General features: G+C 28.7%; 23 protein-coding genes. 12 read left to right on the top strand and 11 right to left on the bottom strand.

Annotated features, from left to right (window positions below; translation table 11 throughout):
• Positions 1 to 26 precede the first annotated feature (26 nt).
• The 11 genes from dut to PTSHG_RS01435 all read left to right on the top strand — a co-directional run bounded on the left by dut (position 27) and on the right by PTSHG_RS01435 (position 10776).
• On the top strand, positions 27 to 458 hold the full coding sequence (dut, locus tag PTSHG_RS01485; protein WP_019107163.1) for a dUTP diphosphatase: 432 nt from the start codon (positions 27 to 29) through the stop codon (positions 456 to 458).
• Between the two features lie 38 nt (positions 459 to 496).
• A complete protein-coding gene (locus PTSHG_RS01480) occupies positions 497 to 2875 on the top strand; it encodes an FtsK/SpoIIIE family DNA translocase (RefSeq protein WP_019107162.1) in 2379 nt (792 codons plus the stop codon).
• Entirely contained in the window at positions 2868 to 4184 is a 1317-nt protein-coding gene (gene rimO, locus PTSHG_RS01475) for a 30S ribosomal protein S12 methylthiotransferase RimO (protein ID WP_019107161.1), read from the top strand. The genes PTSHG_RS01480 and rimO overlap by 8 nt, the downstream gene beginning before the upstream one ends.
• Complete coding sequence (gene pgsA / locus PTSHG_RS01470) at positions 4181 to 4714, top strand: CDP-diacylglycerol--glycerol-3-phosphate 3-phosphatidyltransferase (protein WP_019107160.1); 534 nt, start codon at positions 4181 to 4183, stop codon at positions 4712 to 4714. Before rimO ends, pgsA begins: the two co-directional genes overlap by 4 nt.
• A 7-nt stretch (positions 4715 to 4721) precedes the next feature.
• Positions 4722 to 5957 carry a competence/damage-inducible protein A gene (locus PTSHG_RS01465; RefSeq protein ID WP_019107159.1) on the top strand — a complete coding sequence of 412 codons (1236 nt, stop codon included), beginning with the start codon at positions 4722 to 4724 and terminating at the stop codon, positions 5955 to 5957.
• Positions 5958 to 5959: 2 nt separating this feature from the next.
• Positions 5960 to 7030 carry a recombinase RecA gene (gene recA / locus PTSHG_RS01460; protein ID WP_019107158.1) on the top strand — a complete coding sequence of 357 codons (1071 nt, stop codon included), beginning with the start codon at positions 5960 to 5962 and terminating at the stop codon, positions 7028 to 7030.
• An 11-nt stretch (positions 7031 to 7041) separates the two neighbouring features.
• Positions 7042 to 8019 (top strand): metallophosphoesterase family protein, encoded by a 978-nt coding sequence (locus PTSHG_RS01455; protein WP_019107157.1) that lies wholly within the window; start codon positions 7042 to 7044, stop codon positions 8017 to 8019.
• Entirely contained in the window at positions 8016 to 9467 is a 1452-nt protein-coding gene (locus PTSHG_RS01450; protein ID WP_019107156.1) for an AAA family ATPase, read from the top strand. Before PTSHG_RS01455 ends, PTSHG_RS01450 begins: the two co-directional genes overlap by 4 nt.
• On the top strand, positions 9468 to 9701 hold the full coding sequence (locus PTSHG_RS01445; protein WP_019107155.1) for a hypothetical protein: 234 nt from the start codon (positions 9468 to 9470) through the stop codon (positions 9699 to 9701).
• Between the two features lie 5 nt (positions 9702 to 9706).
• A complete protein-coding gene (locus PTSHG_RS01440; RefSeq protein WP_019107154.1) occupies positions 9707 to 10357 on the top strand; it encodes an OLD family protein in 651 nt (216 codons plus the stop codon).
• A 101-nt stretch (positions 10358 to 10458) separates the two neighbouring features.
• Entirely contained in the window at positions 10459 to 10776 is a 318-nt protein-coding gene (locus PTSHG_RS01435; protein WP_019107153.1) for a YerC/YecD family TrpR-related protein, read from the top strand.
• 18 nt (positions 10777 to 10794) lie between these two features.
• Here PTSHG_RS01435 and PTSHG_RS01430 read toward each other — a convergent pair whose 3' ends face one another.
• The 5 genes from PTSHG_RS01430 to PTSHG_RS01410 form a co-directional block, all read right to left on the bottom strand.
• Entirely contained in the window at positions 10795 to 12510 is a 1716-nt protein-coding gene (locus tag PTSHG_RS01430; RefSeq protein WP_019107152.1) for an Rqc2 family fibronectin-binding protein, read from the bottom strand.
• Positions 12511 to 13165: 655 nt separating this feature from the next.
• Complete coding sequence (locus PTSHG_RS01425; protein WP_019107151.1) at positions 13166 to 13816, bottom strand: copper amine oxidase N-terminal domain-containing protein; 651 nt, start codon at positions 13814 to 13816, stop codon at positions 13166 to 13168.
• Between the two features lie 38 nt (positions 13817 to 13854).
• Positions 13855 to 14820, bottom strand: coding sequence for a tyrosine recombinase XerC (locus PTSHG_RS01420; RefSeq protein ID WP_019107150.1), 966 nt, complete (start codon positions 14818 to 14820; stop codon positions 13855 to 13857).
• Positions 14821 to 14869: 49 nt separating this feature from the next.
• Positions 14870 to 16399 (bottom strand): ribonuclease Y, encoded by a 1530-nt coding sequence (gene rny / locus PTSHG_RS01415; RefSeq protein WP_019107149.1) that lies wholly within the window; start codon positions 16397 to 16399, stop codon positions 14870 to 14872.
• A 128-nt stretch (positions 16400 to 16527) separates the two neighbouring features.
• Positions 16528 to 16824, bottom strand: coding sequence for a LysM peptidoglycan-binding domain-containing protein (locus PTSHG_RS01410; RefSeq protein WP_019107148.1), 297 nt, complete (start codon positions 16822 to 16824; stop codon positions 16528 to 16530).
• Between the two features lie 195 nt (positions 16825 to 17019).
• On the opposite strand from PTSHG_RS01410, the gene lexA reads away from it, so the two are divergent.
• Positions 17020 to 17640 carry a transcriptional repressor LexA gene (gene lexA, locus PTSHG_RS01405; protein ID WP_019107147.1) on the top strand — a complete coding sequence of 207 codons (621 nt, stop codon included), beginning with the start codon at positions 17020 to 17022 and terminating at the stop codon, positions 17638 to 17640.
• 306 nt (positions 17641 to 17946) lie between these two features.
• On the opposite strand, the gene PTSHG_RS01400 is transcribed toward lexA, so the two are convergent.
• The 6 genes from PTSHG_RS01400 to miaB form a co-directional block, all read right to left on the bottom strand.
• Entirely contained in the window at positions 17947 to 19236 is a 1290-nt protein-coding gene (locus PTSHG_RS01400; RefSeq protein ID WP_019107146.1) for a methionine gamma-lyase family protein, read from the bottom strand.
• Between the two features lie 8 nt (positions 19237 to 19244).
• A complete protein-coding gene (gene miaA / locus PTSHG_RS01395) occupies positions 19245 to 20153 on the bottom strand; it encodes a tRNA (adenosine(37)-N6)-dimethylallyltransferase MiaA (RefSeq protein WP_019107145.1) in 909 nt (302 codons plus the stop codon).
• Complete coding sequence (gene mutL, locus PTSHG_RS01390; RefSeq protein WP_019107144.1) at positions 20154 to 22013, bottom strand: DNA mismatch repair endonuclease MutL; 1860 nt, start codon at positions 22011 to 22013, stop codon at positions 20154 to 20156.
• Entirely contained in the window at positions 22013 to 23869 is a 1857-nt protein-coding gene (gene mutS / locus PTSHG_RS09040; RefSeq protein WP_238318698.1) for a DNA mismatch repair protein MutS, read from the bottom strand. Before mutS ends, mutL begins: the two co-directional genes overlap by 1 nt.
• 148 nt (positions 23870 to 24017) lie before the next feature.
• Positions 24018 to 24620 (bottom strand): MutS N-terminal domain-containing protein, encoded by a 603-nt coding sequence (locus PTSHG_RS10010; protein WP_238318694.1) that lies wholly within the window; start codon positions 24618 to 24620, stop codon positions 24018 to 24020.
• The gene (gene miaB / locus PTSHG_RS01380; RefSeq protein WP_019107143.1) at positions 24610 to 26007 is read right to left on the bottom strand and encodes a tRNA (N6-isopentenyl adenosine(37)-C2)-methylthiotransferase MiaB; all 1398 of its coding nucleotides are present in this window, start codon (positions 26005 to 26007) and stop codon (positions 24610 to 24612) included. Before miaB ends, PTSHG_RS10010 begins: the two co-directional genes overlap by 11 nt.
• Positions 26008 to 26067: the final 60 nt, after the last annotated feature.

Genomic DNA, 26067 nt, shown 5'->3' with positions numbered 1-26067 from the left:
TAATGCGATTTTTTAAAGGGGAATTTATGAAATTAAAAATTATTAATAAAAGCAAACATCCACTTCCTAAATATGAAACAGATGGCTCATCAGGCATGGATTTAAGAGCAAACCTAGATAAAGATTTAATTTTAAAATCGCTTGATAGAGTTTTAGTACCAACTGGTTTATTTTTAGAATTTGAAAAAGGTTACGAAGCACAAGTTAGAGCAAGATCAGGTTTAGCTTTAAAAAAAGGTCTAGGTTTGCCAAATGGAATAGGAACAATTGATTCGGATTATAGGGGAGAGTTAAAAGTCATTCTAATAAATATGAGTAAAGAGGATGTTGTAATTAAAGATGGCGAAAGAATCGCACAAATTGTTTTTATGAAAATTGAAACTCCAGAAATTGTTGAAGTAGAAGAGATAAGTGATACTGAAAGAAGCGATGGAGGATTTGGTCACACTGGTCTTTAAGCGTATAAATTGTTATAATATTATTGAGGTGCTATCTCTTGATAAAAAATAAAAAAAACAATAAAAAAATTTCAAATAAAAAAAATGTTCGCAAAAGAAAAAAAACAAGTTCTGAAATAGCTTCCGGAAAAGAAATAATGGGTTTATTCTTAATTGTTATAGGAATAGTATTTTTTATTTCTTTATATAGCCAAAGAATGGGACTTATAGGGAGCTTGATCTATAAATTATTTTCTGTCATTTCGGGCTCAGGTAACTTTTTGATTCCTCTTTTATTGATTTTCTGGGGAATTCTATATAACATTCAAGCGACTAAATTTCACATGAGACGATATATTATATGTTCACTTGTAATATTTTTATGCGTATTAGTTTTTCTTGATGGCTCAAAAGAAATGGATATGACTTTGATTGAAAGAATTATAAAGTCAACAGAGTATATGGACATCACAAGAAGCGGCGGAATTCTTGGGGCTATTTTTGGTTTTTTCTCCTATAAACTTTTAGGCTCTCTTGGAACATATTTGGTTCTTGGACTGATAATAGTTGCGTCAATTTATTTTATGCTTAAAGTGAATATTGACCAACTAATAATGCTTTCTGAAGATATAGGCGAATATTTCGAAGATAAAAAGAAAGCTTTTGAAGAAAAAAAAGCTGACAGAAAAATAAAACTAGAAGAAAAAGAACAGAAAAAAATAGAAAGAGAGAATTTAAAGAAAGAAAAAATAGAGTTAAAAAAATCTAAAGAAGAAAAATCAAGTGAAGCTGAAGACTTTGGAGAAAATTTAGTTATAAAAGATTATTCTGATGAGAATATTGTTGAAAAGCTTGAAGAAGAAAAATTTGAAGTTATTAGTAACAATGATAATTCAAATAAAATAGAAGAAAAAACTATTGAATACACTGAAGTAGAAAATGATGAAAATGTCATTGACACAATAAAAGATGACATTGAAAATAAAAGCAAAGAAGAGTTTGTGTACACTTACCCCGATTTAGCTTTATTAGATAGAGTTAAATCAAAGGGTGGTTTTTCTAAAGATGAAGTAATTGAAAAGGGAAAAATCATAGAAAATACTATGAGAAATTTTGGCATAGAGTCAAAGGTTGTTGCTATAAACCGTGGTCCTGTTATAACTTCTTATGAACTTAAGCCTGCTCCAGGTATAAAGTTATCAAGAATTGTTGGTTTAAGTGACAATATTGCCATGGCTCTGGCAAGTTCTGAGCTTCGTATAGAGGCTCCAATACCTGGTAAAGCTGTAGTTGGCATTGAAGTTCCCAATAAAGAGAAAGATGCTGTAGGACTTAAAGAATTAATTGATTCCAAGGAATTTAAAACTATAAATTCCGAAATACCTTTAGCTCTTGGAAAAGATGTTGAGGGGAATATTTTAATTTCTGGAATGGAAGATATGCCTCACTTACTCATAGCAGGGGCAACTGGCTCTGGTAAATCAGTTTGCATTAATTCAATAATAACAAGCATAATTTATAAATCTTCTCCAAAAGATGTAAAGCTTATGTTAATTGACCCAAAAGTTGTTGAGCTTAGCGTTTATAATGGAATACCACATCTTTTAATTGATGTCGTAACAAACCCAAAAAAGGCTGCTTTTGCACTTAACTGGGCTGTTGATGAAATGGAAAAAAGATATATGGCTTTTGCTGAAAATCATGTAAGAGACCTAAAGGGTTACAATAAAAAAATGGTAGCTGAAGGAAAGGAAGATGAGAAACTTCCTAAGATTTTAATTATAGTAGACGAACTTGCAGACCTTATGATGGTTGCATCAAAGGAAATCGAAGAATATATAGCTAGACTAGCACAAAAAGCTAGGGCTGCTGGAATGCACCTTATTCTAGCAACACAAAGGCCTTCTGTTGATGTTATTACTGGTACTATTAAGGCTAATGTTCCTTCAAGAATTGCTTTTGCTGTAGCGTCTTCTATAGACTCAAGGACTATTCTAGATATGGGCGGAGCAGAAAAACTTTTAGGAAAAGGAGATATGCTATTTTATCCTAGCAAATACCCAAAACCAAAAAGGATACAAGGTGCTTATATAGGCGATAGTGAAGTAGAAAGAGTTGTTGATTTTGTAAAAAACAACAACGAAATAAAAAACAATGTTGAATCGAAAATAGAAAAAGCAATTGAAAATAAAAAAGTTAAAGTTGATGATGAAAAGGACCCTCTTTTTAAAGAAGCTGTAGAAATTGTATTAAATGACGAGCAGGCGTCAATTTCTTATATCCAAAGGAAATTAAAGGTTGGTTATTCAAGAGCCGGAAGAATTGTAGACCAAATGGAAGAGATGGGTATTATAGGACCTCATGAAGGTTCTAAACCAAGAAAGCTTTTAAAGACTCGGGAAGAAATAGATATAATTTTAGGTGATGAAGATGAATAATGTGCATATAGTTACTCTTGGCTGCTCAAAGAATGATGTAGACTCATCAATGATGTACTCACTTTTAAATAAAGAAAGATATAAAATGGTAAATGATGCAAGAGATGCTGATATATTAATTGTTAACACTTGTGGATTTATTGATGCAGCTAAGGAAGAATCAATTGATACAATTTTAGAAGCAGTTGAGTATAAAAATGAGGGAAGATGCAAGAAAGTTCTACTATCAGGATGCCTTGCCCAAAGATATCCTGAAGAACTTCTAAAGGAAATCCCAGAAATTGATGGGATTATTGGCACAGGAAATATAAATTATATAAACGAGCTCTTAGACAGAAGTATGGCTGGAGATTTATTTGTAAAAACTGACAATTTAAACTCTGCGTATATTGAAGGAGTCAAAAAAGAAATTGTAAATACAACTGAATATGTAAAAATTTCAGAAGGATGTAATAACAACTGTTCTTATTGTATTATTCCATCACTTCGTGGTAAAAACAGATCTAGAAAAATCGAAGATATATATTCTGAAGTCGAATACTTAGTAAATAAGGGTGCAAGAGAAATCATTTTAATTGCACAAAATACTACTGACTATGGAATTGACTTATATTCAAAGTATTCTTTGGCAAAATTGATTAAAGAAATTTCAAAAATAGAAGATTTAAAGTGGATTCGAGTTTTATATTTATATCCTGACCATTTTACAGATGAATTAATAGAAGAATTTAGAACTAATAAAAAGTTAGTAAAATATGTGGATATGCCTCTCCAACACATTTCTGACAATGTTTTAAAAAACATGAATAGAAAAACTAGCAAAGAACATATTATTAAAACTCTAAAAAATTTACGAAAAGCTACCCCAGAAATTGTAATTAGAACAACCTTTATTGTTGGTTTTCCTGGAGAGAGTGAAGAAGATTTTAAAGAACTTGTAGATTTTATTGAAGACATAAAATTTGATAAGCTAGGAGTTTTTGAATACTCTAGAGAAGAGGGGACAAAAGCAGATCTTTTAGATAATCAAATAGCTGATGGAGTTAAAAATAGACGAAAAGATGAAATTATGGAAATACAAAACGATATTTCTAGTGAAATTCTTTCAAAAAATTTAGATACAACTTTAGAAGTATTAATAGAAGAAAAAATTGATGAGAACAATTATGTAGGCAGAACTTATATGGATTCTCCTGAGATAGATGGAGTAACATATATAAACTCCAACAAAACTTTGGAAATTGGCGATTTTGTAAATGTTAAAATTATTGATACTTTAGATTATGATTTAGTAGGTGAAGATATATGAATACTCCAAATAAATTGACTCTCATGAGAACTTTGATGGTTCCAGTTTTTGTAATTTTTATGTACCTAGATTTTAATAATTCAAGAATAATTGCAACTATTATCTTTACCATTGCTTCTTTTACAGATTTTTTAGATGGCTATCTTGCAAGGAGAGATAATTTAGTTACAAATTTTGGGAAATTTGCAGACCCCCTTGCTGATAAAATCTTAGTATGCGCTGCAATGATTATGTTAGTTAGTTCTGGCGAAATGCCAGCATGGGCTGTAATAATTATAATTGCAAGAGAATTTACAATTACAGGATTTAGAATTATAGCAGCATCTGAAAATATAACAATAGCAGCAAGTCCTTTAGGAAAATTTAAAACTGTTACACAGCTAATATCAAATATTTTATTACTAACTGGAATAGAAAGCCTAAGGCCTACTGGAATGGCAATATTTTATTTAGCTGTAGTATTTACAGTTATTTCTGGTGCAGATTATTTGATTAAAAATAAAAAAGTCCTTGATTTGGAAAATATATAGGAGAATTATGAAAGCTAGTATTTTAACAGTAGGAAAAGAGATTTTAATAGGATCTATAACAAATACAAATTCAAAATATATTTCTGATAAATTAACTGATATGGGAATTGAGGTTAATAGGCAAGTTTCTGTCGATGACAATTTAGATGAAATTGTAAATGAATTAAAGTATTTAAAAAAATCTTCTGATTTAATTGTTGTTAGTGGTGGGCTTGGTCCTACTAATGATGACATAACAAAAGAAGCTGTAGCAAAATTTTTAAATCGCAAAATCTATCTTGATGTAGATGAAAAAGAAAAAATGATTGATAGATTTACAAAGTTTGGAAGGACTATGACTCCAAACAATTTAAAACAAGTTATGCTAATAGAAGGCTCAGAAAAAATTGAAAATAAGTGGGGCGTTGCTCTTGGTGAATCAATTGAATTTGATAATAAAAGAATTATTCTCCTTCCAGGACCACCAGATGAAATGGAGCCAATGCTAGATTATTATTTGGCAAATAAATCCTTTACCAATGAAAATATAATGGTTAAATCTATAGACATTATTGGACTTGGAGAATCAGTTATAGAAGACAGAATAAGAAAAATGTCTTTTGAAAGTAATAATGTGAGCATAAATACTTTTGCACATGGAACTTATACTGAAGTAAAAATTATAGGTAAGGACACAAAAAAAGAAGAATTACAATTTTCTATAGAAAAAGTTGTAAAATCTCTTTATGCTGAATTTAATACTCATATTTATTCTGAAAATAATGATGATGTTTCTGGAGAAATAGTAAAAATTCTAAGGGAAAATAATTTAAAAATCTCTTTTGCTGAATCAATTACTGGAGGAATGCTTAGCTCTGCTATTACAGATATTAGTGGAGCATCAAAGGTTATGGAAACTTCCTTTGTAACTTATTCAAATGATTCAAAAAATAAAAACTTAAATGTCTCCAAAAATACTTTAGATAAATTTGGAGCTATTAGTGAAAATACTGCTTTTGAAATGGCAAAAGGAATTAAAGAGAAGTCAAAGGCTGATATTGGAGTATCTACAACTGGAGAAGCTGGACCTAATTCATCTGAAACTGAAGTTGGAAATGTCTACACTTGTATATATTTTTCTGATGATGATTATTACGTTAAGCATTATTTTTTTTCAGGAGATAGGAATAAGATAAGAAGAAGCACTGTTAATAGAGTATTGTCTCAAATACTTTTTGTTCTTAGAAAAAATTTTAAGGAGTAATTATGAAAGATAGTAAATTAAGCAAAGAAAAACAAGAAGCCCTTCACAACGTTTTGTCAAAAATTGAAAAACAATATGGAGAAGGTTCAGTAATGGTTTTGGGAGACGATGTTAAGCTTGATATTGATTCAATTCCTACAGGTTCACTTGCACTGGATATTGCTCTTGGAATTGGTGGAATACCTAAAGGAAGAATTATTGAAATTTATGGGCCTGAGTCTTCAGGGAAAACTACGCTAGCACTTCATATGTTGGCAGAGGCTCAAAAAATGGGAGGTACTGGTGCTTTTGTAGACGCAGAACATGCTCTTGACCCAGGATATGCAAGAAATCTTGGAGTTGATATAGAAAATCTAGTTATTTCACAACCGGACACCGGTGAGCAAGCTTTAGAAATTACTGAAGCTTTAGTAAGGTCTAATGCAGTAGACTTAATAATAATAGACTCAGTTGCAGCACTTGTTCCAAAGGCAGAAATTGATGGAGAAATGGGTTCAGCACAAATTGGTCTTCAAGCAAGACTTATGTCACAAGCTCTTAGAAAACTTACTGGTGCCATAAATAAATCTAAATGTACAGTTGTATTCATAAATCAACTTAGAGAAAAAGTTGGAATTATGTTTGGAAATCCTGAAACGACTACTGGCGGTAGAGCGCTTAAATTCTATTCTTCAGTAAGACTTGATATAAGAAGGTCTGAAATTATTAAAAAAGGCGACGAAATGATAGGAAATAGAGTTAGGGTTAAAGTTGTTAAAAACAAAATTGCTCCACCATTTAGACAAGCTGAATTTGATATTATGTATGGAAAAGGCATATCCAGTGTAGGAAATATACTTGATGTAGCGGCAGAAGCTGACATAGTAAAAAAAGCAGGTGCTTGGTATTCCTATGAAGACGAAAGGCTTGGTCAAGGTAGAGAAAATGCTAAAGAATTTTTGGAAGGAAATCCAGAATTATTAAAAGAAATTGAGCATAAAGTTAGACTTCATTATAATTTAATTCCAGAAGAAGAAATAAACTTCGAAAGTGAAAATGCAAAATCTGAAAATTTTCTAGAAAAGGATGAATAAGGAGTGATTTTTTGAAATTACTCTATTTTACCGACACTCATATAAGGGGAACTAGCCCACAAAACAGGCTAGATGATTATCAAGAAACTTTAAAAGAGAAGCTAAAAGAAATTTTAAGTATCATAAAAGAAGAAAATATTGACTATGTACTTCATGGCGGCGACCTTTTTGATAGACCTGATGTATCTGTTAGTATAGTTTCAGATTTCGCAAAAATTTTCCAAAGTTTTGGTGTTCCTATATTTATTATTAGCGGCAATCATGATATTTTCGGTCACAATCCAGAAACTTTAGATAGAACTATGCTAGGTCTATTATGTAATTTAGGTGTATTGAACTTAGTAAATTATAAAAAAATTGTCTTGGAAAAAGATATTAGAGTACAGCTTACTGGCTCTCCCTATATTTATTCTATGGATGAAGTGTCCAATAGGAAAAATTATATATTAGAGGAAGTTGATGAAAGTTGTAAATATGCAATTCACATGACACATGGTTTTTTGATCGATAAACCTTTTATGAAAGAAGTTGCTCACACGTTAATCAATGATATAAGACACACGAAAGCAGATATAACTCTGGCTGGACATTATCATTTTGGTTTTAAGACAGTTAATCTTGATAATAAATATTTTGTTAATCCTGGTGCATTAATTAGAATTTCAAATTCAAAAGCCGAAATTAATAGAAAACCAAAGGTTAATATTATTAGTCTTACTGATAAAATTACAATTGAAGATAGGTTTTTAAAATGTGCTAAACCAGGAGAAGAAGTATTAGATAGGTCTGAAATGGAAAGACACCAATTTAAAGGCATAAAACTAGCTGAATTTAAAGAAAGCATTGATGCCACAAGCAATTATAAAAGTTTAGATATTTTTGAACTGCTATTAAAGATTTCTAAAAGTGAAAATATTTCTGAAGATGTCAAAAAAGAAGCTTTAACGAGAATTGAAGAAGCTCAGATAAATGGAGTTGACTGCTCATGATTTATATTAAAAAAGTTGAACTTCATAATTTTCAATCTCACCAACACACAGAGATGGAATTTGACCGAGGACTCAATGTAATCCTCGGTAATTCTGATGTTGGTAAAACTGCAATTTTAAGAGCTATAAAATGGTGTTTATATAATGAGCCTAAGGGCGATTATTTTATTAGGCAAGGGGAGAGGGAGGTATCTGTAAAAGTAATTTTTTCCAACGATGTAATAGTACAAAGAGCTAAGACTCCTTCTAAAAATTCCTATTTTCTTGTAGACTCTGCTGGAAATGAAATGAGATTTGAAGGCTTTGGCATAGACGTACCAAAGGAAATTACTGATGTCACTAATATGTATAAAGTGTCTTTAGATAATTCTAATAATAAAACTATTTTAAATATAGCAGAGCAATTAGATGGACCTTTTCTATTAAATGAACAGGCATCACTTAGAGCTTCGGCAATTGGTAGATTAATTGGTGTGAATTATGTTGATGATGCCCTAAGGACTGTAGTTAGAGATAACAAAAGAACTAATCAAGAGATTGCTGAATTAATAAAAAATAAAGAAGAATTAAAAGATCAGTTAGATAAATTTTCTTACGTCAAAGACTACAAAGAAAAATTCGATAAAATCTCAAAAATAAGAAGTGAAATAGGAAAGCTTCAAGATAAATTAGAACTTTGTTCTAGCTTAAAAGAAAACTACAATAAAAATAGAATTGAATTATCAGAAGTAACAAATTTAGTTAACAAATTTAGCAGTTTAAGTGAATTTGAAATAATAATCCCTAAATTAGAAAATTTTGTCTTAAAAAAGAATACCTTTGAAAATTATTTAGTTAAAATTATTAAGACTAATGAAGAAATTAATTTAATGGAAAATAATTTAAGTAAACTTAAATACTTAGATGACTTATCAAAAATAACTTCTAAGATTTATGATGATAAAAATACTTTATCTAGTTATGAAACTTTATATAACAAATATCTTAAAAATACAAATGAACTTTCTGAAGTTAAAAATAATTTAAAAAATTATAAAAATAATGATGAGCTTTTAAAAATAAGTGGAAATTTAGAAAGTGCTTCATCTTTATATTCAGAGCTCACGAAATTTAAAAATGATTTAGATACGGTCAATTCAAAGATTGCTTTTGGTAATGACTACATAAAAAACTTTGATAGAATTGACAAAATTGATTTTATTTCTAATACTGTTGAGAATAAATCCGATCAATTAAAAAATGTTTTAGAAATAAAAAATAAATTTAATGAAATATTTAATAAAGTTAAAGACTTAAAAATAGAAATAGAGAATGTTAATGTAAAGATTAGAGAAAATACTGCCTCTTATGAAAAGACAATCCTTGACATGGGTGTTTGTCCTTTCTGTTACAGTGAAATTGATGATAATTCAATGGAACATATAAAATACCATTTAAGGAATGATTAAATGAATTACGAAGAAAATTTAAAAGTATTAAAAGAACAAATTGATAGATTAAAAAATATGAAATATAAATCTGAAGCAAGATTAGAGCAATTAAACTCTCAAAAAAAGGAAATTCTTGCTGAAATAGAAAAGCTTGGTATTAAGCCAGAAGATCTTGAAAGCGAAATTTCTAATTTAAAAAATGAAATTGACAAACTTTTTAATGAAGCCAACAATTTGATGCCTAGGTTGTGATTTTTTTGGATTTAAAAGAACTTGATTATAAGTTATCTGAACTAAATAATAAAATTTTAAGCGATGAAGGTAAAATTGAAATTTTATCCGAACAATTACAAAAAACAGAAAAACTCTTAAAAGAAAAAAATAATTACAGTGATGTTCTAACGCAAGTCTCACTTTTATTTCAAAAAACCTCTGAGTTTGCCAGAGAACAATCCAAGAGACAAATTGAAGATACTGTAACTAAATGCTTACAATTTATTTTTGAAACTGATATTGAATTTATAATTGAGCTTTCTGAAGCACGTTCTGTTCCAGTAGCTGAATTTTTTGTTCAAAGCAATTATCCAGAAGGGTATAGCATAAAAACAAAACCTGAAATTGCAAGAGGTGGAGGAGTTGTAGATATTATTTCGTTGGCTCTTCACATTGCCTTTTTACAACTCAATCATCCAAAACTTTCAGGACCTCTTATACTAGATGAACCTGGAAAACATGTAAGCAATGACTATATATTTAATTTAGGCGAATTTCTTAAAAAATCATCTAATTTATTTGACAGACAAATAATTATGGTTACTCACAATCCTCATCTTTCTCAAATCTGTGACAAGGCTTTTCAAGTTAAAAATAAAAAGGGAATAAGCGAAGTAAGTGTATATAATCAGTGATTTTTGTCTTGACTTTAGTGGATAAAATTGTTAATATATTAGTGAAAATATGGATTGTTCATATATTAAATTAAAAAATTACTAAAAGTCAGGAGGACAATATGATTTACGACTCAAAAATAAAGAGCAAAGATGTTGATGGTTTATTTGAAGCTATTTTGCTTTTAGAAAATCTAGAAGAATGTTACAGATTCTTTGAAGATATTTGCACAGTAAAAGAGTTACAGGCAATTGCTCAAAGATTACAAGTTGTTAAATTACTTGTAAAAAATAAAACTTATCATGAAATCGAAAGCGAAACTGGAGCTTCTACAGCAACTATATCAAGAATAAATAGGTCTCTAAATTATGGAGCTGATGGCTATAAATTAGTTTTAACTAGGTTAAATATTATAGATGAAGACGAAGAAAAAGAATAAGGCCAACCTTATTCTTTTTTAAATGTTTATATTTATTGTTTTATAGTTTGTATAAGTTACAAGTCCTGGTTTTTTTGCAGGATGTCTTTTAACATTCATTATGAAGGTGTAATCTACAGGAATATTTTGTGATTTTGAAATTGAACTATACTTAGCTGCCATCCTTGCAGCAGTCAATAGTGAAGTATTTGTAAAATCTCTATTGTCATTTTTTAATATTACATGTGATCCTGGTGCGTCTTTTACATGAAACCAAAGGTCATTCTTTTTAGCTTTTTTATGAGTTAGATAGTCATTTTGTTTGTTGTTTTTTCCAATAAAAATATCAAAGCCATCTTCACTTTTAATTTTAATATAATTATCTTGAGAATCTTTTCTCTTTTTATTATTTTTCTTTTTCTTTTTTAAATATCCTTCTTTTTCTAATTCTTCGTAGAGTTCGTCAATTTCGTCTGGACTTTCTGCAAAGTCAATATTTAGTAAAATTGATTCTAAATATGATATTTCAGATTTTCCTATTTCGATTTGTTCAGTCAAAAATATTGCTGCGTTCTTCAATTTTGAATATTTTTTATAATACTTAGATGCGTTTGATGGTCCATCTAGTTTAGAATCTAGGGGGATTTCTATCTCTTCCATTTCATTGTAAAAATTTTCAACTCTTACAGATTCTGCACCCTTTTCTATTTTATGAAAATTTGATGAAATTAAATCAGCATAAACTTTAAATTTTTCTCTGTTTAAAGCTAAATTTAATTCATTAGATTGATTAGAAACTTTTCTTTTTAATTTATCTATATTTTTCTTTACAGACTTTTTTAACTCCTTACTTTTTGAACCCAAGGTATCTCTTAAAAACTTAGAATTATAAAACTCTTCAAGTAGGGAGGAGATAGATTCAACCTTTATTTTTTCATCTGTATTTAGTTCTTCTAAATCAATAGCATAAAAGTCTTTAAATAGTCCATCTCTAAAAATTTTAATTGGAGAAAAATTATTTTCTTTTACATTTTTAAAAATATTTATAAATGTTTTATCAAGTTCTGTTATCTCATTTTCATTTAAAGACGATAAATTTCTCTTAAAATCAATATTCGCTCTATATTCAAATTCGCTACACAATTGTGGACTTATCCCGGTAAATGTATTTAATAAAAAAGATTTTAAATTAAAATTTTCATTCGAATTCTTTATTAAATCACTTATTGAATCTACTTGACATGGATTTAGTCCTTCTGAAATATTAGCTGGATTATAAGTAAGTCCTGGCAAAATTTCTCTTACACTTGATAAATTAAAATTAACTCTTTTTAATGAATCAATAATTTTTTTTGAATCATCATCTATAAGTATTACGTTTGAGTGTTTTCCCATAAACTCAATAATAAGTGCTTTTTTACTGTATTCGCCAAGCTCATCACGAGATTTAACAAGAATCTTTACTATTCTATCCATTTTGTATTGTGATACTTCTAAAATTTGATTATTCTCAAGATGTTTTCTAAGAAGCATACAAAAAGCTGGAGGATTTAGGGGACTATCAAAAATTTCTTCGCTAAAATACATTCTAGGGCTTCCAGAAATGGATATAAATAGTTTTTCTTTTTGACCCTTAGCTCTTATATTAATTAATAAATCATTGTTGTTTTGGTAAATCTTATCAATTCTTCCATTTATAACTCGATTATTTATTTCATAAACTAAATTTTTTACTACTGTACCGTCTAAAGACATTTTATCACCTAGAAGCAATTATAACATATTTTTTCGAGTTTTATAAAATCAGATAAAAAAATTTGTTTAGAACATTTGTGTTGATTTGTGTGATATAAATTTACTCAATTAAATAAAATATTTAATAATATACAAAATGGAATAAGATATTTAACATATAAAGATAAAAGGAATGAATAAAAAATAAAAATTTTTTCTAATAAGTGAATAAGTATTAGATATGAAAATAAACTTATTTTATAATTTATAGCTTATGATAATTATAATAGTGCAGAAATCTAAATTTAGTTTATCTTTAATAAGTATAACTACGAATAAAAGATTTAGTCTTATGTTAAAATTTTGTAGAAATTAATAACTAATATAATATAAACACCAAGCAAAAAATTATTTTTATATTATGAATTGATAAATATAAGAATAAACATTATAAAATTAAGCTTAATAAAGCAATGATATAAATCCCAATAATTAATATTATAGGAAAATTTATCTTGAAAGGCACAAAAATAGTCACAAAATTATTATTTTGTGACTATTTTGTATCGATTTATTTATAGTTTTTATATTTTTCTCTTATCTCCTAGTAAATATAATCTCTTAACGATAAAATAATTTAGAATTAAAATTAAGAAAAAATAACAATCTATAAATTTTACTCAAATAAAGAATTTGAAGATTTATTCTCTGGAAGATTTTCTTTATAATCTCTTGTGTCCTTTGGACTAATATCCTTAAGCTTTTCTTTTAATTCATTTGTACTTTTACGAGAAACTTCTTCCTTTTTTTCATCCTCATAATTGTATCTCTTTCCCTTAGTTTTAAATTGACCAGAAATATAAACTGAATCATTTTTCCAATCCACATCAAGCCCAAGAGTTTCTGAAATAAATCTTATAGGCACATAAGTTCTCCCATCATATAAAATTGCTGGTGAATCTAAATTCACCACTGATTCTGTACCAGCTTTATTTACCTTTGCTTTTGTTGAGTTAATATCAAGCTCAACAAGAACATCTATGGCGCCAATTAAAATTCCACTTGTATTTGTTTCTTTTCTTTGATAAAAATTAATTTGAGCACCCATATTTTCAGATATATATCTAATAGGAACCATTACCCTATTAGTATTTTTGTCTAAGTATGCCCTTCCCATTTCTTGAGGAATAGTTTGAGCAGACTCATTAATGTATATGTTTACAGCTTTATCTAAAGCATCTTTTGGTAATTTACCAGCTGCAAAAACAGATGTACTTAGCGCTGCTGTCATTATTCCTAAAATTGCAAACTTTTTAAATTTATTCATAATTTCTCCTTTATAAAAATATTTTATACTAAATAATCTTATTCTTTTTCTTTTATTTTAGCAAGAGGATTTGATTCAACCATCTTTTTTAGAGATTTTTTGTTGACATGTGTATAAATCTCTGTAGTATTAACTGACTCATGTCCCAATATCTCTTGCAAAGACCTTATATCTGCATTTCCATATTGGTAAAGAAGTGTAGCAGCTGTATGTCTCAGTTTGTGCACTGAATATTTATTTGTATCGAGACCAGAATCTTTCATGTGTTTTTCAATCATGTGTTGAATTGACCTATTGCTCATCCTCTGTTGTCTCATAGATAAAAATAGTGCATCATCTTTTATTTGAGGACGAAGTTTTAAATATTCATCAACTGCATATACAGAAGCCTCATTAAGATAAATTGTCCTCTCTTTGTTGCCCTTACCTATTACCTTTAAAGTATTATCATCTTGTAAGTGAGAAATATTTATACCTGCAAGTTCTGAAAGCCTCATTCCACAGTTTAAAAATAAAGTAACTATGGCATAATCTCTTTTCTTATAAATTGGTCTCATTTTTGCATTTTCAATAGTTTTTAAAAGATTTAAACTTTGTTCTAGAGTTAAATAAACAGGTAAAGTTTTTTCAACTTTAGGCATATCAATATCTATAATAGGATTCTTATTTATAACCTCAATCTTTGCAAATAAATAATTATAAAAACTTCTGACAGATGAAATTTTTCTGAATTTAGACCTATTAGATAACTTTCTTTCTCTTTCAAGAAAGGCATTGTAAGCATAAATATCTTGTTTAGTAATACTTTCAAGGATCTCCGGCGAAATATCTTCAATAACTATATCATCAAAATTCACCGATTCATCTACCAAATTTTTTCTCCTCTTTATAAATCTAACAAATACTCTTAAATCATAATAATATTCCTTAATTGTATTATCAGATGAACCTTTAGTTGCTTTCATGTAATCTAAAAAATCATCTATTAAACTTGAACTTATCAATTTCTCACCTCCTGCAAAAATAAAAACCTGACATAAGTCAGGTTCCAAATTATTTAGCGTATTCAACTGCTCTAGTTTCTCTTATGACATTAACTTTAATTTGTCCAGGAAAATCTAGTTCAGATTCAATTCTTTTAACAACATCTCTAGCAGTTATAGTGATTTCTGCTTCAGAGATCTTTTCAGGTTTTACTATTATTCGAATTTCGCGACCAGCTTGAACAGCATAAGACTTTTCAATTCCATCAAATTCATTAGCGATTTCTTCAAGTTTTTCAAGTCTTTGAATATAAGATTCAACTGTTTCACGCCTTGCTCCAGGTCTTGCTGCAGAAATTGCATCAGCTGCTTGAACTAAAACTGATTCAACACAAGTTGGCTCAACATCACCATGATGAGACTCTATTGCATTAATTACATATTCTGACTCATGGTATTTTCTCGCAATTTCAACTCCAATATCAACATGAGGAGCATCAAGGTTTCTATCTACAGACTTTCCTAAATCGTGTAGCAATCCTCCTCTTTTCGCAAGCTTAACATCTGCACCAATTTCACTAGCTAGAATACCAGCGATTTCAGCAACTTCAACAGAATGCTTTAAGTTATTTTGACCATAACTTGTTCTGTATTTAAGTCTACCCAAATACTTAATAATTTCTGGATGAAGTCCATGAACGCCAGCATCATAAGCTGCTTGCTCACCTGATTCCTTAATTATTGTTTCAACTTCATTTTTAGCCTTTTCAACAGTCTCTTCAATCTTAGTTGGATGAATTCTGCCATCATTTACAAGTTTTTCCAAAGCTACTCTTGCTATTTCCCTTCTTATTGGATCAAAGCAAGATAAAACAACAGCTTCTGGAGTATCATCAATAATTAAATCAACACCAGTGATTGACTCGATAGCTCGAATATTTCTACCTTCACGACCTATTATTCTTCCCTTCATTTCATCATTTGGAAGATTAACAACTGCTACAGTAGATTCTGCAACTTGGTCAGCAGCACATCTTTGAATAGCTTGTGCAATTACATTTCTAGCATATTTCCCAGATTCTTCTTTAATTCTATTTTCATTTTCTTTAATAATAAGTGCTGATTCATTAGTAATTTCTTTTTTTAGTTCATTAAGAAGAATTTCTTTACCTTCATCTTTAGTTAGACCCGCAACCTTTTGAAGTTCTTCTTCTCTCTGTTTTATGAGAGCATCAGCTTGATCTTCCTTTTCTCTAAGACCTTCTAACTTTTTAGTTAGCTTTTCATCTTTGTGCTCAACTTGGGCAGATTTTTTATCTAAAAGCTTTTCCTTAGATATAACTCTGTCTTCCATTTCTTTGATTTCGGCTCTTCTAGTCTTAGCTTCATTTTCTTGCTCTGATCTTAGTTTTTGAATTTCCTCTTTAGCTTCAACAAGTAAAACTTTCTTTTGAGTTTGAGCTTGGTTTTCGGCCTCATAAATCATCTTTTTAGATAATTCCTCAGCATTTTTTAATTTACCTTCAGAAATATATTTTCTAATAGCATAGCCTATAGCTAGGCCAATAATACCGATAATAATAGACATTAAAGGACTCATTCATACACACCTCCTATTTAGTTTTCATGTTTCAAATTTTAAAATCATTTTAAAGGCATAAGCCTTAAAATAATTGTATATCTTTTAAAAGCATAAGTCAAACATAAAAGTATGTGCATGAATGATGTCTATTTAACTTCATAAACAGGTATAGCTAATTTATAGCCTGGCTTTATATCATAAGATGTTATATCATTTAATTTTTCAATCTCCATTACAAACTCAACCTTATTTTTGTAATTATAATTATCAGAAATAGACCAAAGTGTATCTCCCTTTTTTACAGTATAAATATCAATAATAGCTTCTTTTTCGTTAATAATATTTAAGTCTTCACTATTTTTTATAACTAATCCTGAATTAAATATTAATATTAGCATCAAAAAAAATAAAACTTTAGGTTTATTAATAATAATCTTTCGCATGTAATCACCTCAATAAATATGTTCTCAAAAAGTTTAAACATTCGTATTAAACAACTGTATCAAATATAAGTTCTAAACAAATGTTACAACTAAAGTTCTATTTTGTCAAGGAAATAATACAACTATTTAAACTAAAGTTTGAAATACACGTTTAAATGTGATATTATTAATTTAGAAAAATTAGGAGGTAAACCCATGTACGAAGATTTAAACCAAAGAGAACTAGAAATTTTATTTTTTATTAAAAGATTCATTGAATCTAAGTCTTACCCACCTACTGTTCGTGAAATCTGCACTGGATGTAATATTAAATCAACTTCTACAGTTTATTACTCACTTGAAAAGTTAGAATCAACAAATTATATTAGAAAAGACGCATCAAAAACAAGAGCACTTGAAATTGTTCCACAAGATGATGATATTCTTATGCTCAAAAAGAAAACTGTTGACGTGCCAATTGTTGGTCATGTAACAGCAGGTGCCCCTATTTTAGCTGTTCAAAATATCGAAGATACTATGCCTCTCCCTGTCGATTTTGTATCAAATAAAGAGCTTTTTATATTAAAAGTTAAGGGCGAGAGTATGATTAATGTAGGAATTTGTGATGGTGATTATGTAATAATAGAAAAGACAAATTCTGCTAGAAATGGAGAAAAAGTTTTAGCTTTAATTGATGATGAAGCCACTATAAAAACTTTTTACAAAGAAAAAGACAGATATAGACTACAACCTGAAAATGATAATATGGAACCTTTCTACTTTGACAAAGTAGATATATTAGGAAAAATTGTTGGACTTTACAGAAAAATGAACTAAATTATAATAAATTGCTTTAAAAAAATTTTTTAACTTATAATAATAAAAATTTTAGCAGGGATTATTAAAAATTCCTGTTTTTTTAGAGCATAAAATTTATATAATCGTAATAGTTATAATTGATATAAAATAGATAATAAAAAAGACGATAGATTTCTACTTTTCTATCGTCTTTAAAATTTATTAGTAGTTCAAAAACTAAAGTTGTCACAAAATAGTTTACTTGCCAACTTGTAAACTTGTTTTATTTCTTTACTTTCTATCCTTAATTGATTAGCTAACAATGCTAATTTCTTCCTGTATTTATTATAGAATGTTAATTAAATTTTCTTTATCAAGTGCATTTAAAAGATGTATTAGGGCAAATTTAATGTGATAGTAAGAGAGTCCTCCTTGGAAATATACATAATAAGGTTCTCTCATAGGTCCATCTGCTGAAAGTTCAATGGATGAGCCTTCTATAAAGTCTCCTGCTGCCATTATTACCTTATCATCATATCCCGGCATATCCCAAGGCATAGGAGTGAATTCTGAGTCGACTGGAGAAGAAAATTGAATATATTTGCAGAAGGTTTCTAGTATTTCAGGTTTTTTTAGTTCAATTGCCGTTACAATATCACTTCTTGGATCATCGCTTGAAGGAATAGTTTTAAATCCTAATTCTTCAAAACATTTTGAGAAAAGCATAGCTCCCTTTATTGCATCTTCAACAATTTTGGGAGACATAAAAAGTCCTTGAAGGATTTGTCTTGTCATACCAAAGGTAAGTCCACAGTCCTTCCCTATACCTGGAGCTGTTAAAATATTTGCTGCTCTTTTAACAAGTTCAGACTTGCCTGCAACATAACCACCAGTGTAAGAAATTCCACCACCTGGATTTTTTATTAGAGAACCTGCCATAATATCAATTCCAAGCTCACTTGGCTCCATAAGTTCTGTAAATTCTCCATAACAGTTGTCTACAAAAATTTTTATGTTTTTATTTATCCTCTTCACTTCATCTATTGCTTCCTTTAGTTCAGAGATTGTAAAGGCCCTTCTATTAGAATATCCAGTTGATCTTTGCATTATAACAAGAGATGTGTTATCTCTAATATAATTTTTTATATTCTTTACATCAATTTTATTATTAACTAAGGGCACTTCAGAATATTCATATCCAATGTTTATTAATGAATCAGGGCTATCTCCCCTTAATCCGATTACTTTTTGAAGTGTATCATAGGGCGTTGAAGTAACTGATAAGAAATGATCTCCTGGTTTTAAGACAGATTTAATTGCGAGTGTTATTGCATGAGTTCCTGATACGATGTTTGACCTCACAAGGCTGTCTTCTGTTTTAAAAATTCTAGTATAGATACTTTCTACCTTGTCTCTTCCAATATCTCCATAACCATATCCAGTTGTCCAGTTAAAATCTGTTGATTTTAAACCCTCTTCTTGCATTGCATTTAAAATTTTAACTTGATTATATTGTGCAATATCGCTAAACTCCTGAAATCTATTTTGTAATTTATCCTCATTTTTATTTACAAAATCAATTATTTTCTTATCAATATTATATTCTTCTTCAAATAACTTATCGTATATTGTCATCTTTTCTCCTAAATTAATTTACTGTCAATATAATTTTCTATATCCAATAAAAGAGTTTCAGACTCTCTGTCGAACCACTTTATTCTGTCATCTCTTCTAAACCAAGTTAGCTGTCTCTTGGCATAGTGTCTTGAATTTTTCTTAATTAAATCAACCATTTCATCAAAATCTATCTCGCCGTCTAAATATGCAATTACTTCTTTGTATCCAATAGCTTTAAGAGATTGAGAGTTTTTGTCTAATCCTTCAGCTAAAAGATTTTTTACTTCATCTAAAAGACCTAATTCAATCATTTTATCAACTCTTTGGTTAATTTTTTCGTAAAGTTTAGCTCTATCCATATTAAGACCGATATAAATTAAATTGTAATCATTATTTTCTTCATGAAAGTTGTCGCCCTTTTTATTTCCATGTTTTAAAATTTCCAGTGCTCTTATAATTCTCTGTCCATTATTTTTGTGAATTTTTTCTGCAATATTTTCATCAAGTTCAAGAAGTTTTTCATATAGAAATTCACTTCCCTCTTTGTCTAAAATATCTCTTAGTGCATTTCTATAATCATAATCTGGCTCAGTTTCTGTAAAATCTAAGTTATAAACGAGAGAATTGATGTAAAGACCTGTACCTCCAACTAAAAAAGGTAGTCTACCTCTACTATTTATATCAATAATAATTTTTTTTGCCTCATTTTTGAAATCGGCGACAGTAAAATTATCTGATGGCTCAATTATATCAATCATATGATGCGGAATTATTGTTTTATCTAAATCAATTTTTGCAGTGCCAATATTTAATTTTTTATAAATTTGCATGGAGTCACTGGAAATTATCTCTCCCTTATATTTTTTTGCAAGTTCAAGAGAAAGTTCAGTCTTGCCTATTCCAGTTGGCCCAGTTATTATTACTAAATTTTCCATTTATTCCCTCAAAAATAATTTTGATATTGTGTGCTTGGACACTTCCACAACAGTCGGTCTCCCATGAGGACAAGTGTAGGGATTTTCACAATTTTTTAAATCTTTAATTAATGATTCAATTTCTAAATCTGATAGATCATCTCCAGCCTTTACTGATGCTTTACAAGCCTTTTTCATAATTTTATATAAATCAGCCTCATAATTTGATGAAATCTCTTTGTCTAGCGAATCAATAATATCCCTTATAAAATTCACATAAGTAGGAAGTCCAAAGATCATTGGAACTTCTCTTAGCACTACAGATTTGTCGCCAAAGTCTTCAATTTTAAATCCAAGCTCTGTAAATAATTCCAAATAATTTAAAATTTTATCGTATTCGATTTGATTAAGCTCAATTATTTCTGGTTTTAATAAAATTTGTGAAGTAATTTCACTGTTTAAATACATGTGCAAAAATTTTTCATAATTAACTCTTTCATGTGCTGCGTGTTGGTCTACTAAGTAAGTTATGTCATCCCTTTGATTTTCCAAAAGTATATAAGTCTTAAAAAGAACTCCTGCAATTCTAGTATTTAAAAGTTTTTCATCTATCTTACTTTTTGCATCATTAAATAAAAAATTTCTCTCTTCATGTTCTTCTTTAATTATCTTTTTATCTTCAATTAAATCTAAATTTCCCTTATCTCTATATAAAACCACATCTTCATTAAAAGAATTGTGTAAAGCCTCGTCTTTTGTTTCCTTTTCTATTTCCCAAATACTCTTTAAGTTTGTTTCATTTTCTTGTGGATCAGGTTCATAAGATTCTTCATCTTCAAAAATATCAAATACACTAACATTTTCTTTTTTATCTTCAATTTCAATTTCTCTTATACTTCTATTTGGGAAAATCACATCTTCCACAACTTCAGTCAAGAGAGCATTTAAAATATTTTCATTGGAGATTTTTATTTCATTCTTCTTTGGATGAATATTTACATCAATTAGCTTTGGATCTATGTCAATGTATAAAACAAAAACTGGATATCTATTCAAAGGAATTAGAGAATGATAATTTTTTTCCACGGCTCTTGAAATATTGATATTTCTTATAAATCTTCCATTTACAAAAATATATTGGCTGTCTCTATTAGATCTGAATAATTTATTGTCAGAGAAAAATCCCTTAATTTTATAGTTCTCAGATTCAAAAGAGCCTTCATTTAACGAAGATGCAATTTCTGATCCTAAAATACTAAAAATTCTATTTATTGGGTCTTTGTCACTTCCAGTATTTAAAATAGTTTTTCCATCTCTAATTAAAGTAAATTTAATGTTATTGTTGCTGAGGGCAATTTTTTGCACAATATCTATTATATTATTTATCTCTGTCAAATCTTTTCTCAAAAATTTTTTTCTAACTGGAGTATTGTAAAAGACATCACTTATTACAAATGTTGTTCCTTTTGGCATCCCAACTTTATTTTTCTTTATAATTTTTCCATTTTCAATTAAGAGAGAATTGCCTGCAAGATCCTCTTGTCTCTTTGTCATGAGTTTTATTTTTGAAATATTTGAAATGCTCGCTAAGGCTTCTCCACGAAATCCTAAAGTTCTTATTTTTTCTAAATCTTCAATTTTTTCAATCTTTGATGTTGAGTGACGAAGAAAAGCAACTTCAATATCTTCTTCTGCAAAACCTGATCCATTATCTGAAACCTTTATATAGTTTGTGCTCTCTCCTCTTAGTTCAACTAGGATATCATCGGCACCTGCGTCAATGGAATTCTCCACTAACTCCTTTACTATTGAAGCAGAATTTTCAATTATTTCTCCTGCAGTTATTTTAGAAATAGTTGCTTCATCTAAAAGTCTAATCATTATAACTCCTTAGATTTATTTACAATTTCATTTAACAAATTAAAAGCTTCCATAGGACTAATTTCAAGAATATTAATCTCCTTTAACTTATTAATAAAGTTCATTATTTCAGGATTGTTATTTTCATCTCTAATATATTCCTTATTTAAGTCTATGCTTATGTCTTGATTTTCTTTTTCGATTACATATAAAACTTCTTTTGCCCTATTAATAACCTTATCATCTATACCAGCTAATTTTGCAACATCAATACCATAAGAGTTGTTTGTAAAACCTTTAATTATTTTTCTTAGAAAAATTATTTCGTCATCTTGTCTATCAACTGCTATAGTTAAATTTTCTATAGAATCGTATTTTTCTTCAAGGTGCACAAGTTCATGATAATGTGTGGCAAAAAGAGTCTTTGCCTTTATATTTTCAGCAATATATTCGATTATTGCATTTGCAATAGCAAGTCCATCAAAGGTGCTAGTACCCCTGCCAACTTCATCTAAAATCAAAAGAGAATTTGGAGTTGCGTTGTCAATAATATCTGCAACTTCTTGCATTTCAACCATAAAAGTAGATTGACCCTTTGACAAATTGTCACTTGCACCAATCCTTGTAAAAATTCTATCTACAAGAGAAATATCAGCACTGTCACAAGGTACGAATGATCCTATATGAGCCATAATAGTTATAAGGGCAACTTGTCTCATATATGTAGATTTACCTGCCATATTAGGACCAGTAATCACGTGAATCATGTGATTTTTTATGTCAATGTAAGTATCATTAGGTACAAAAAACTCATCATTCATATAAGTTTCTACAATAGGATGTCTTCCATTTTTTATTTCGATAAAGCCTTCTTCATTAAATTTTGGTCTTACATAATTGTTCAAATTTGAAACCTTAGCAAGAGACAATAGTGAATCTAAATTTGAAAGCTTATCAGCTAAAATTTGTATCCTATAAATTTCACTTGCAATAAAGTCCTTTAAACTATTGTATATTTCTGCTTGTAATGTTAAAGCTCTTTCCTTAGAACCAAGAAGCTTTCCCTCCATATCTTTTAATTCAACAGAAAAAAACCTCTCAGAACCTACTAAAGTTTGCTTTCTGATATAATCATCTGGCACTTCATCTAAAAATGATTTAGTAACTTCAATAAAATATCCGAGAATTTTATTGTGCTTAACTTTTAATTTTTTTATTCCTGTTCTTTCTCTCTCTTTATTTTCAAAATCAAGTAACCAATTCTTTCCTTCAGTTGCAATTTTAAATAAATCATCTAAGTCCTCAGAATAACCTTCTTTAATTATTCTATTTTCTTCAATAATAACTGGAGGATTTTCAATTAAAATTTCATCTATTCTTTCATAAATATCTTTTAAATCTATAAATTCCTTTGCCAAAGAATTAAAATGTTCATTATTATAATTTTCTAAAATTTCTTTTATTTTTTTTGATTTTATAATTGTATTTTTTAAAGAATAAACCTCACGAGGATTTACACTTCCATTAGAGATTTTTACTACAAGCCTTTCAATGTCATAGACTTCCTTTAAGATTTTTTCTAACTTGTCTTGAAGAAGCAAATCTTTTGTAAAAACTTCAATTAAGTTTTGTCTCTCTATTATTTTTTTTAGATTTACTAAAGGACTTTCCACCCATTTTTTTAACTTTCGAGAACCCATAGATGTACTGCACTTGTCTAATACATCTAATAAAGAGCCTTTTTTTGTAAAAGTATTAAGTCCTTTTATAACTTCTAAAGTTCTCTTTGAGCTTTCATCCAAGATTAAATAATCAAAATTATTATAAACTTTAATGTCATTTATATGTTTTAAATTTATTTTTTGAGTAATTACCAAATATTGTAAAATTTTTTTAGTGATGTGTAGTCAGAAATATTATTTGTTGACAAGAAATTTTTTAAATTATCTTTAAAATTTTTACTAAAATATTCTCCAAGATCTTTAAATAAATTAATTTCCTTTAAATTTTCTGTAGAATAGGGATTCACAAAAATATTATTTTTTTTATTTTTTCTTTAAATTTTGGAGTAACTTCATCATTTAATAAAATTTCATTGGGACTAATTCTGTCGATTTCATCTCGTAAGAAATTATACAATTCAGACTTTGACAAAAAAGTTTTTTCTGTAAAATAAATTTCTCCCGTTGAATAATCTGAATAAGTTAAATTTAATGAATATCCATGAATAAAAATGGAAAGTAGATAATTGTTCAAATCACTTTTCAAATATTCTGTATCAGTAAAAGTACCTGGAGTAATAATTTGTGTAATTTCTCTTTTTACAATTCCTTTTGCAAGTTTTGGGTCTTCAACTTGGTCACAAATTGCTACTTTATATCCTTTATTTATCAACTTTGAAATATAGCCCGATGCCACATGATATGGAACACCACACATCGGAGCCTTTTCTTCAAGCCCTGCATCTCTTTTTGTAAGAGTTATTTCAAGTTCCCTTGATGCAAGAAGTGCATCATCAAAGAACATTTCATAAAAATCTCCAAGTCTAAAAAATAAAATTGCATCAGGATTTTCATCCTTTACAGCAAGATATTGCTGCATCATTGGGGTTAATTTTTCACGATTCAACTTTTTCACCTACTAGAGAAAAACTATTCGCATCTGTTACATTCACTTTTAAAATTTTTCCAATATCATTTTTGTTACCCTTAAAATTTATTAGTTTAAATTCGTCAGTTCTTCCACTTACATTAGTGTCGTCTTTTTTTGAGAAATCTTCAACTAATACATATACATCTCTACCAATAAAGGCTTTATTTTTTCTTTCCTGTATCGGATATAAAATGTCCAAAAGTCTCTCGAATCTCTCATGTTTAACTTTATCAGGAACTTGCTCCATTTTTGCTGCAGGAGTATTTTCTCTTATTGAATATATAAATGTAAAGGCAGTGTCATATTCAACTTTTTTTACTAAATCCAAAGTGTCGAGAAAGTCTTCTTCGCTTTCTCCGGGGAACCCAACCATAATGTCTGTTGATAAGGCAATATTTGGATTGACGCTTTTTACTTTGTCTATCTTTCTTAGATAATCTTCCTTTGTATATTTTCTATTCATCATTTTAAGAACTTTTGATGAACCAGCTTGTACTGGTAGATGCAAAAAATTGCAAAGCTTATCTAAGTTTTTGAAAGAATAAATTAATTCATCAGAAATATCCTTTGGATGAGAAGTCATAAATCTTATTCTCTCAATTCCCTTTATATCATTGATTTCTTCAAGAAGATTTGCAAAAGAAAACTTATCGTCAAAAGTTTTTCCATAAGAGTTTACATTTTGACCAAGTAAAGTTACTTCCTTAGTACCATTTTTTGCAAGCTCTTCAATTTCTCTAATAATTTCAAGAGGTCTTCTGCTTGTTTCTCTTCCCCTTGTGTAAGGAACTATGCAATAGGAACAAAAATTATTGCAACCATACATAATATTAACATAAGATTTAAAATTGTAGAGTCTATTTGCACCAAGAGTATTATCAATGCTGAGTGGATTTTCCTCTATGTCAATAGCCAACTTTTTACCATCAAAAGAAAGAGATAAAAGCTCTGGCAACTTCCAAATATTATTTGTTCCAAAGATAATATCCACATTTGGAAATTTTTCGATAACATAATTTCTTGATTCTTCTCTTTGCATCATGCAACCGCATACTGCAACCTTAATATCTTTTTTCTTTGACTTTAAATTTTTTAAATTTCCAAGTTGACCATAGACTTTATCTTCAGCGGAATGTCTTACTGAGCAGGTGTTTAAAATAACTAAAGTAGCTTCATCAATTTCATTTACAAAAGAGTATCCCATTTTTTCAAGGAGCCAAGTTATTTTTTCAGAATCGTGTTCATTCATTTGGCAACCATGAGTAATTACAAGGGCTCTCTTTTTATAAATATTTTCTTTTATATTTCTAATGTATTCATTTACATTATTATTTATATCATTAATTAATTCTTTATTATCCATTTACATCCTCATTTCGTATCTATATATTATAACTGAAAAATAGGCTATTTATCAAGAAAA

The sequence above is a fragment of the Peptoniphilus senegalensis JC140 genome, assembly GCF_000321025.1.
GTDB lineage: Bacteria > Bacillota > Clostridia > Tissierellales > Peptoniphilaceae > Peptoniphilus_A > Peptoniphilus_A senegalensis.
This window is presented reverse-complemented; position numbering and strand designations above follow the sequence as displayed.

Coding starts and splice junctions, on each gene's coding strand:
- dut (WP_019107163.1), top strand. CDS start 27: ATGAAATTAAAAATTATTAATAAAAGCAAACATCCACTTCCTAAATAT.
- rimO (WP_019107161.1), top strand. CDS start 2,868: ATGAATAATGTGCATATAGTTACTCTTGGCTGCTCAAAGAATGATGTA.
- pgsA (WP_019107160.1), top strand. CDS start 4,181: ATGAATACTCCAAATAAATTGACTCTCATGAGAACTTTGATGGTTCCA.
- PTSHG_RS01465 (WP_019107159.1), top strand. CDS start 4,722: ATGAAAGCTAGTATTTTAACAGTAGGAAAAGAGATTTTAATAGGATCT.
- recA (WP_019107158.1), top strand. CDS start 5,960: ATGAAAGATAGTAAATTAAGCAAAGAAAAACAAGAAGCCCTTCACAAC.
- PTSHG_RS01450 (WP_019107156.1), top strand. CDS start 8,016: ATGATTTATATTAAAAAAGTTGAACTTCATAATTTTCAATCTCACCAA.
- PTSHG_RS01445 (WP_019107155.1), top strand. CDS start 9,468: ATGAATTACGAAGAAAATTTAAAAGTATTAAAAGAACAAATTGATAGA.
- PTSHG_RS01435 (WP_019107153.1), top strand. CDS start 10,459: ATGATTTACGACTCAAAAATAAAGAGCAAAGATGTTGATGGTTTATTT.
- PTSHG_RS01430 (WP_019107152.1), bottom strand. CDS start 12,510: ATGTCTTTAGACGGTACAGTAGTAAAAAATTTAGTTTATGAAATAAAT.
- PTSHG_RS01425 (WP_019107151.1), bottom strand. CDS start 13,816: ATGAATAAATTTAAAAAGTTTGCAATTTTAGGAATAATGACAGCAGCG.
- rny (WP_019107149.1), bottom strand. CDS start 16,399: ATGAGTCCTTTAATGTCTATTATTATCGGTATTATTGGCCTAGCTATA.
- PTSHG_RS01410 (WP_019107148.1), bottom strand. CDS start 16,824: ATGCGAAAGATTATTATTAATAAACCTAAAGTTTTATTTTTTTTGATG.
- lexA (WP_019107147.1), top strand. CDS start 17,020: ATGTACGAAGATTTAAACCAAAGAGAACTAGAAATTTTATTTTTTATT.
- PTSHG_RS01400 (WP_019107146.1), bottom strand. CDS start 19,236: ATGACAATATACGATAAGTTATTTGAAGAAGAATATAATATTGATAAG.
- miaA (WP_019107145.1), bottom strand. CDS start 20,153: ATGGAAAATTTAGTAATAATAACTGGGCCAACTGGAATAGGCAAGACT.
- mutL (WP_019107144.1), bottom strand. CDS start 22,013: ATGATTAGACTTTTAGATGAAGCAACTATTTCTAAAATAACTGCAGGA.
- miaB (WP_019107143.1), bottom strand. CDS start 26,007: ATGGATAATAAAGAATTAATTAATGATATAAATAATAATGTAAATGAA.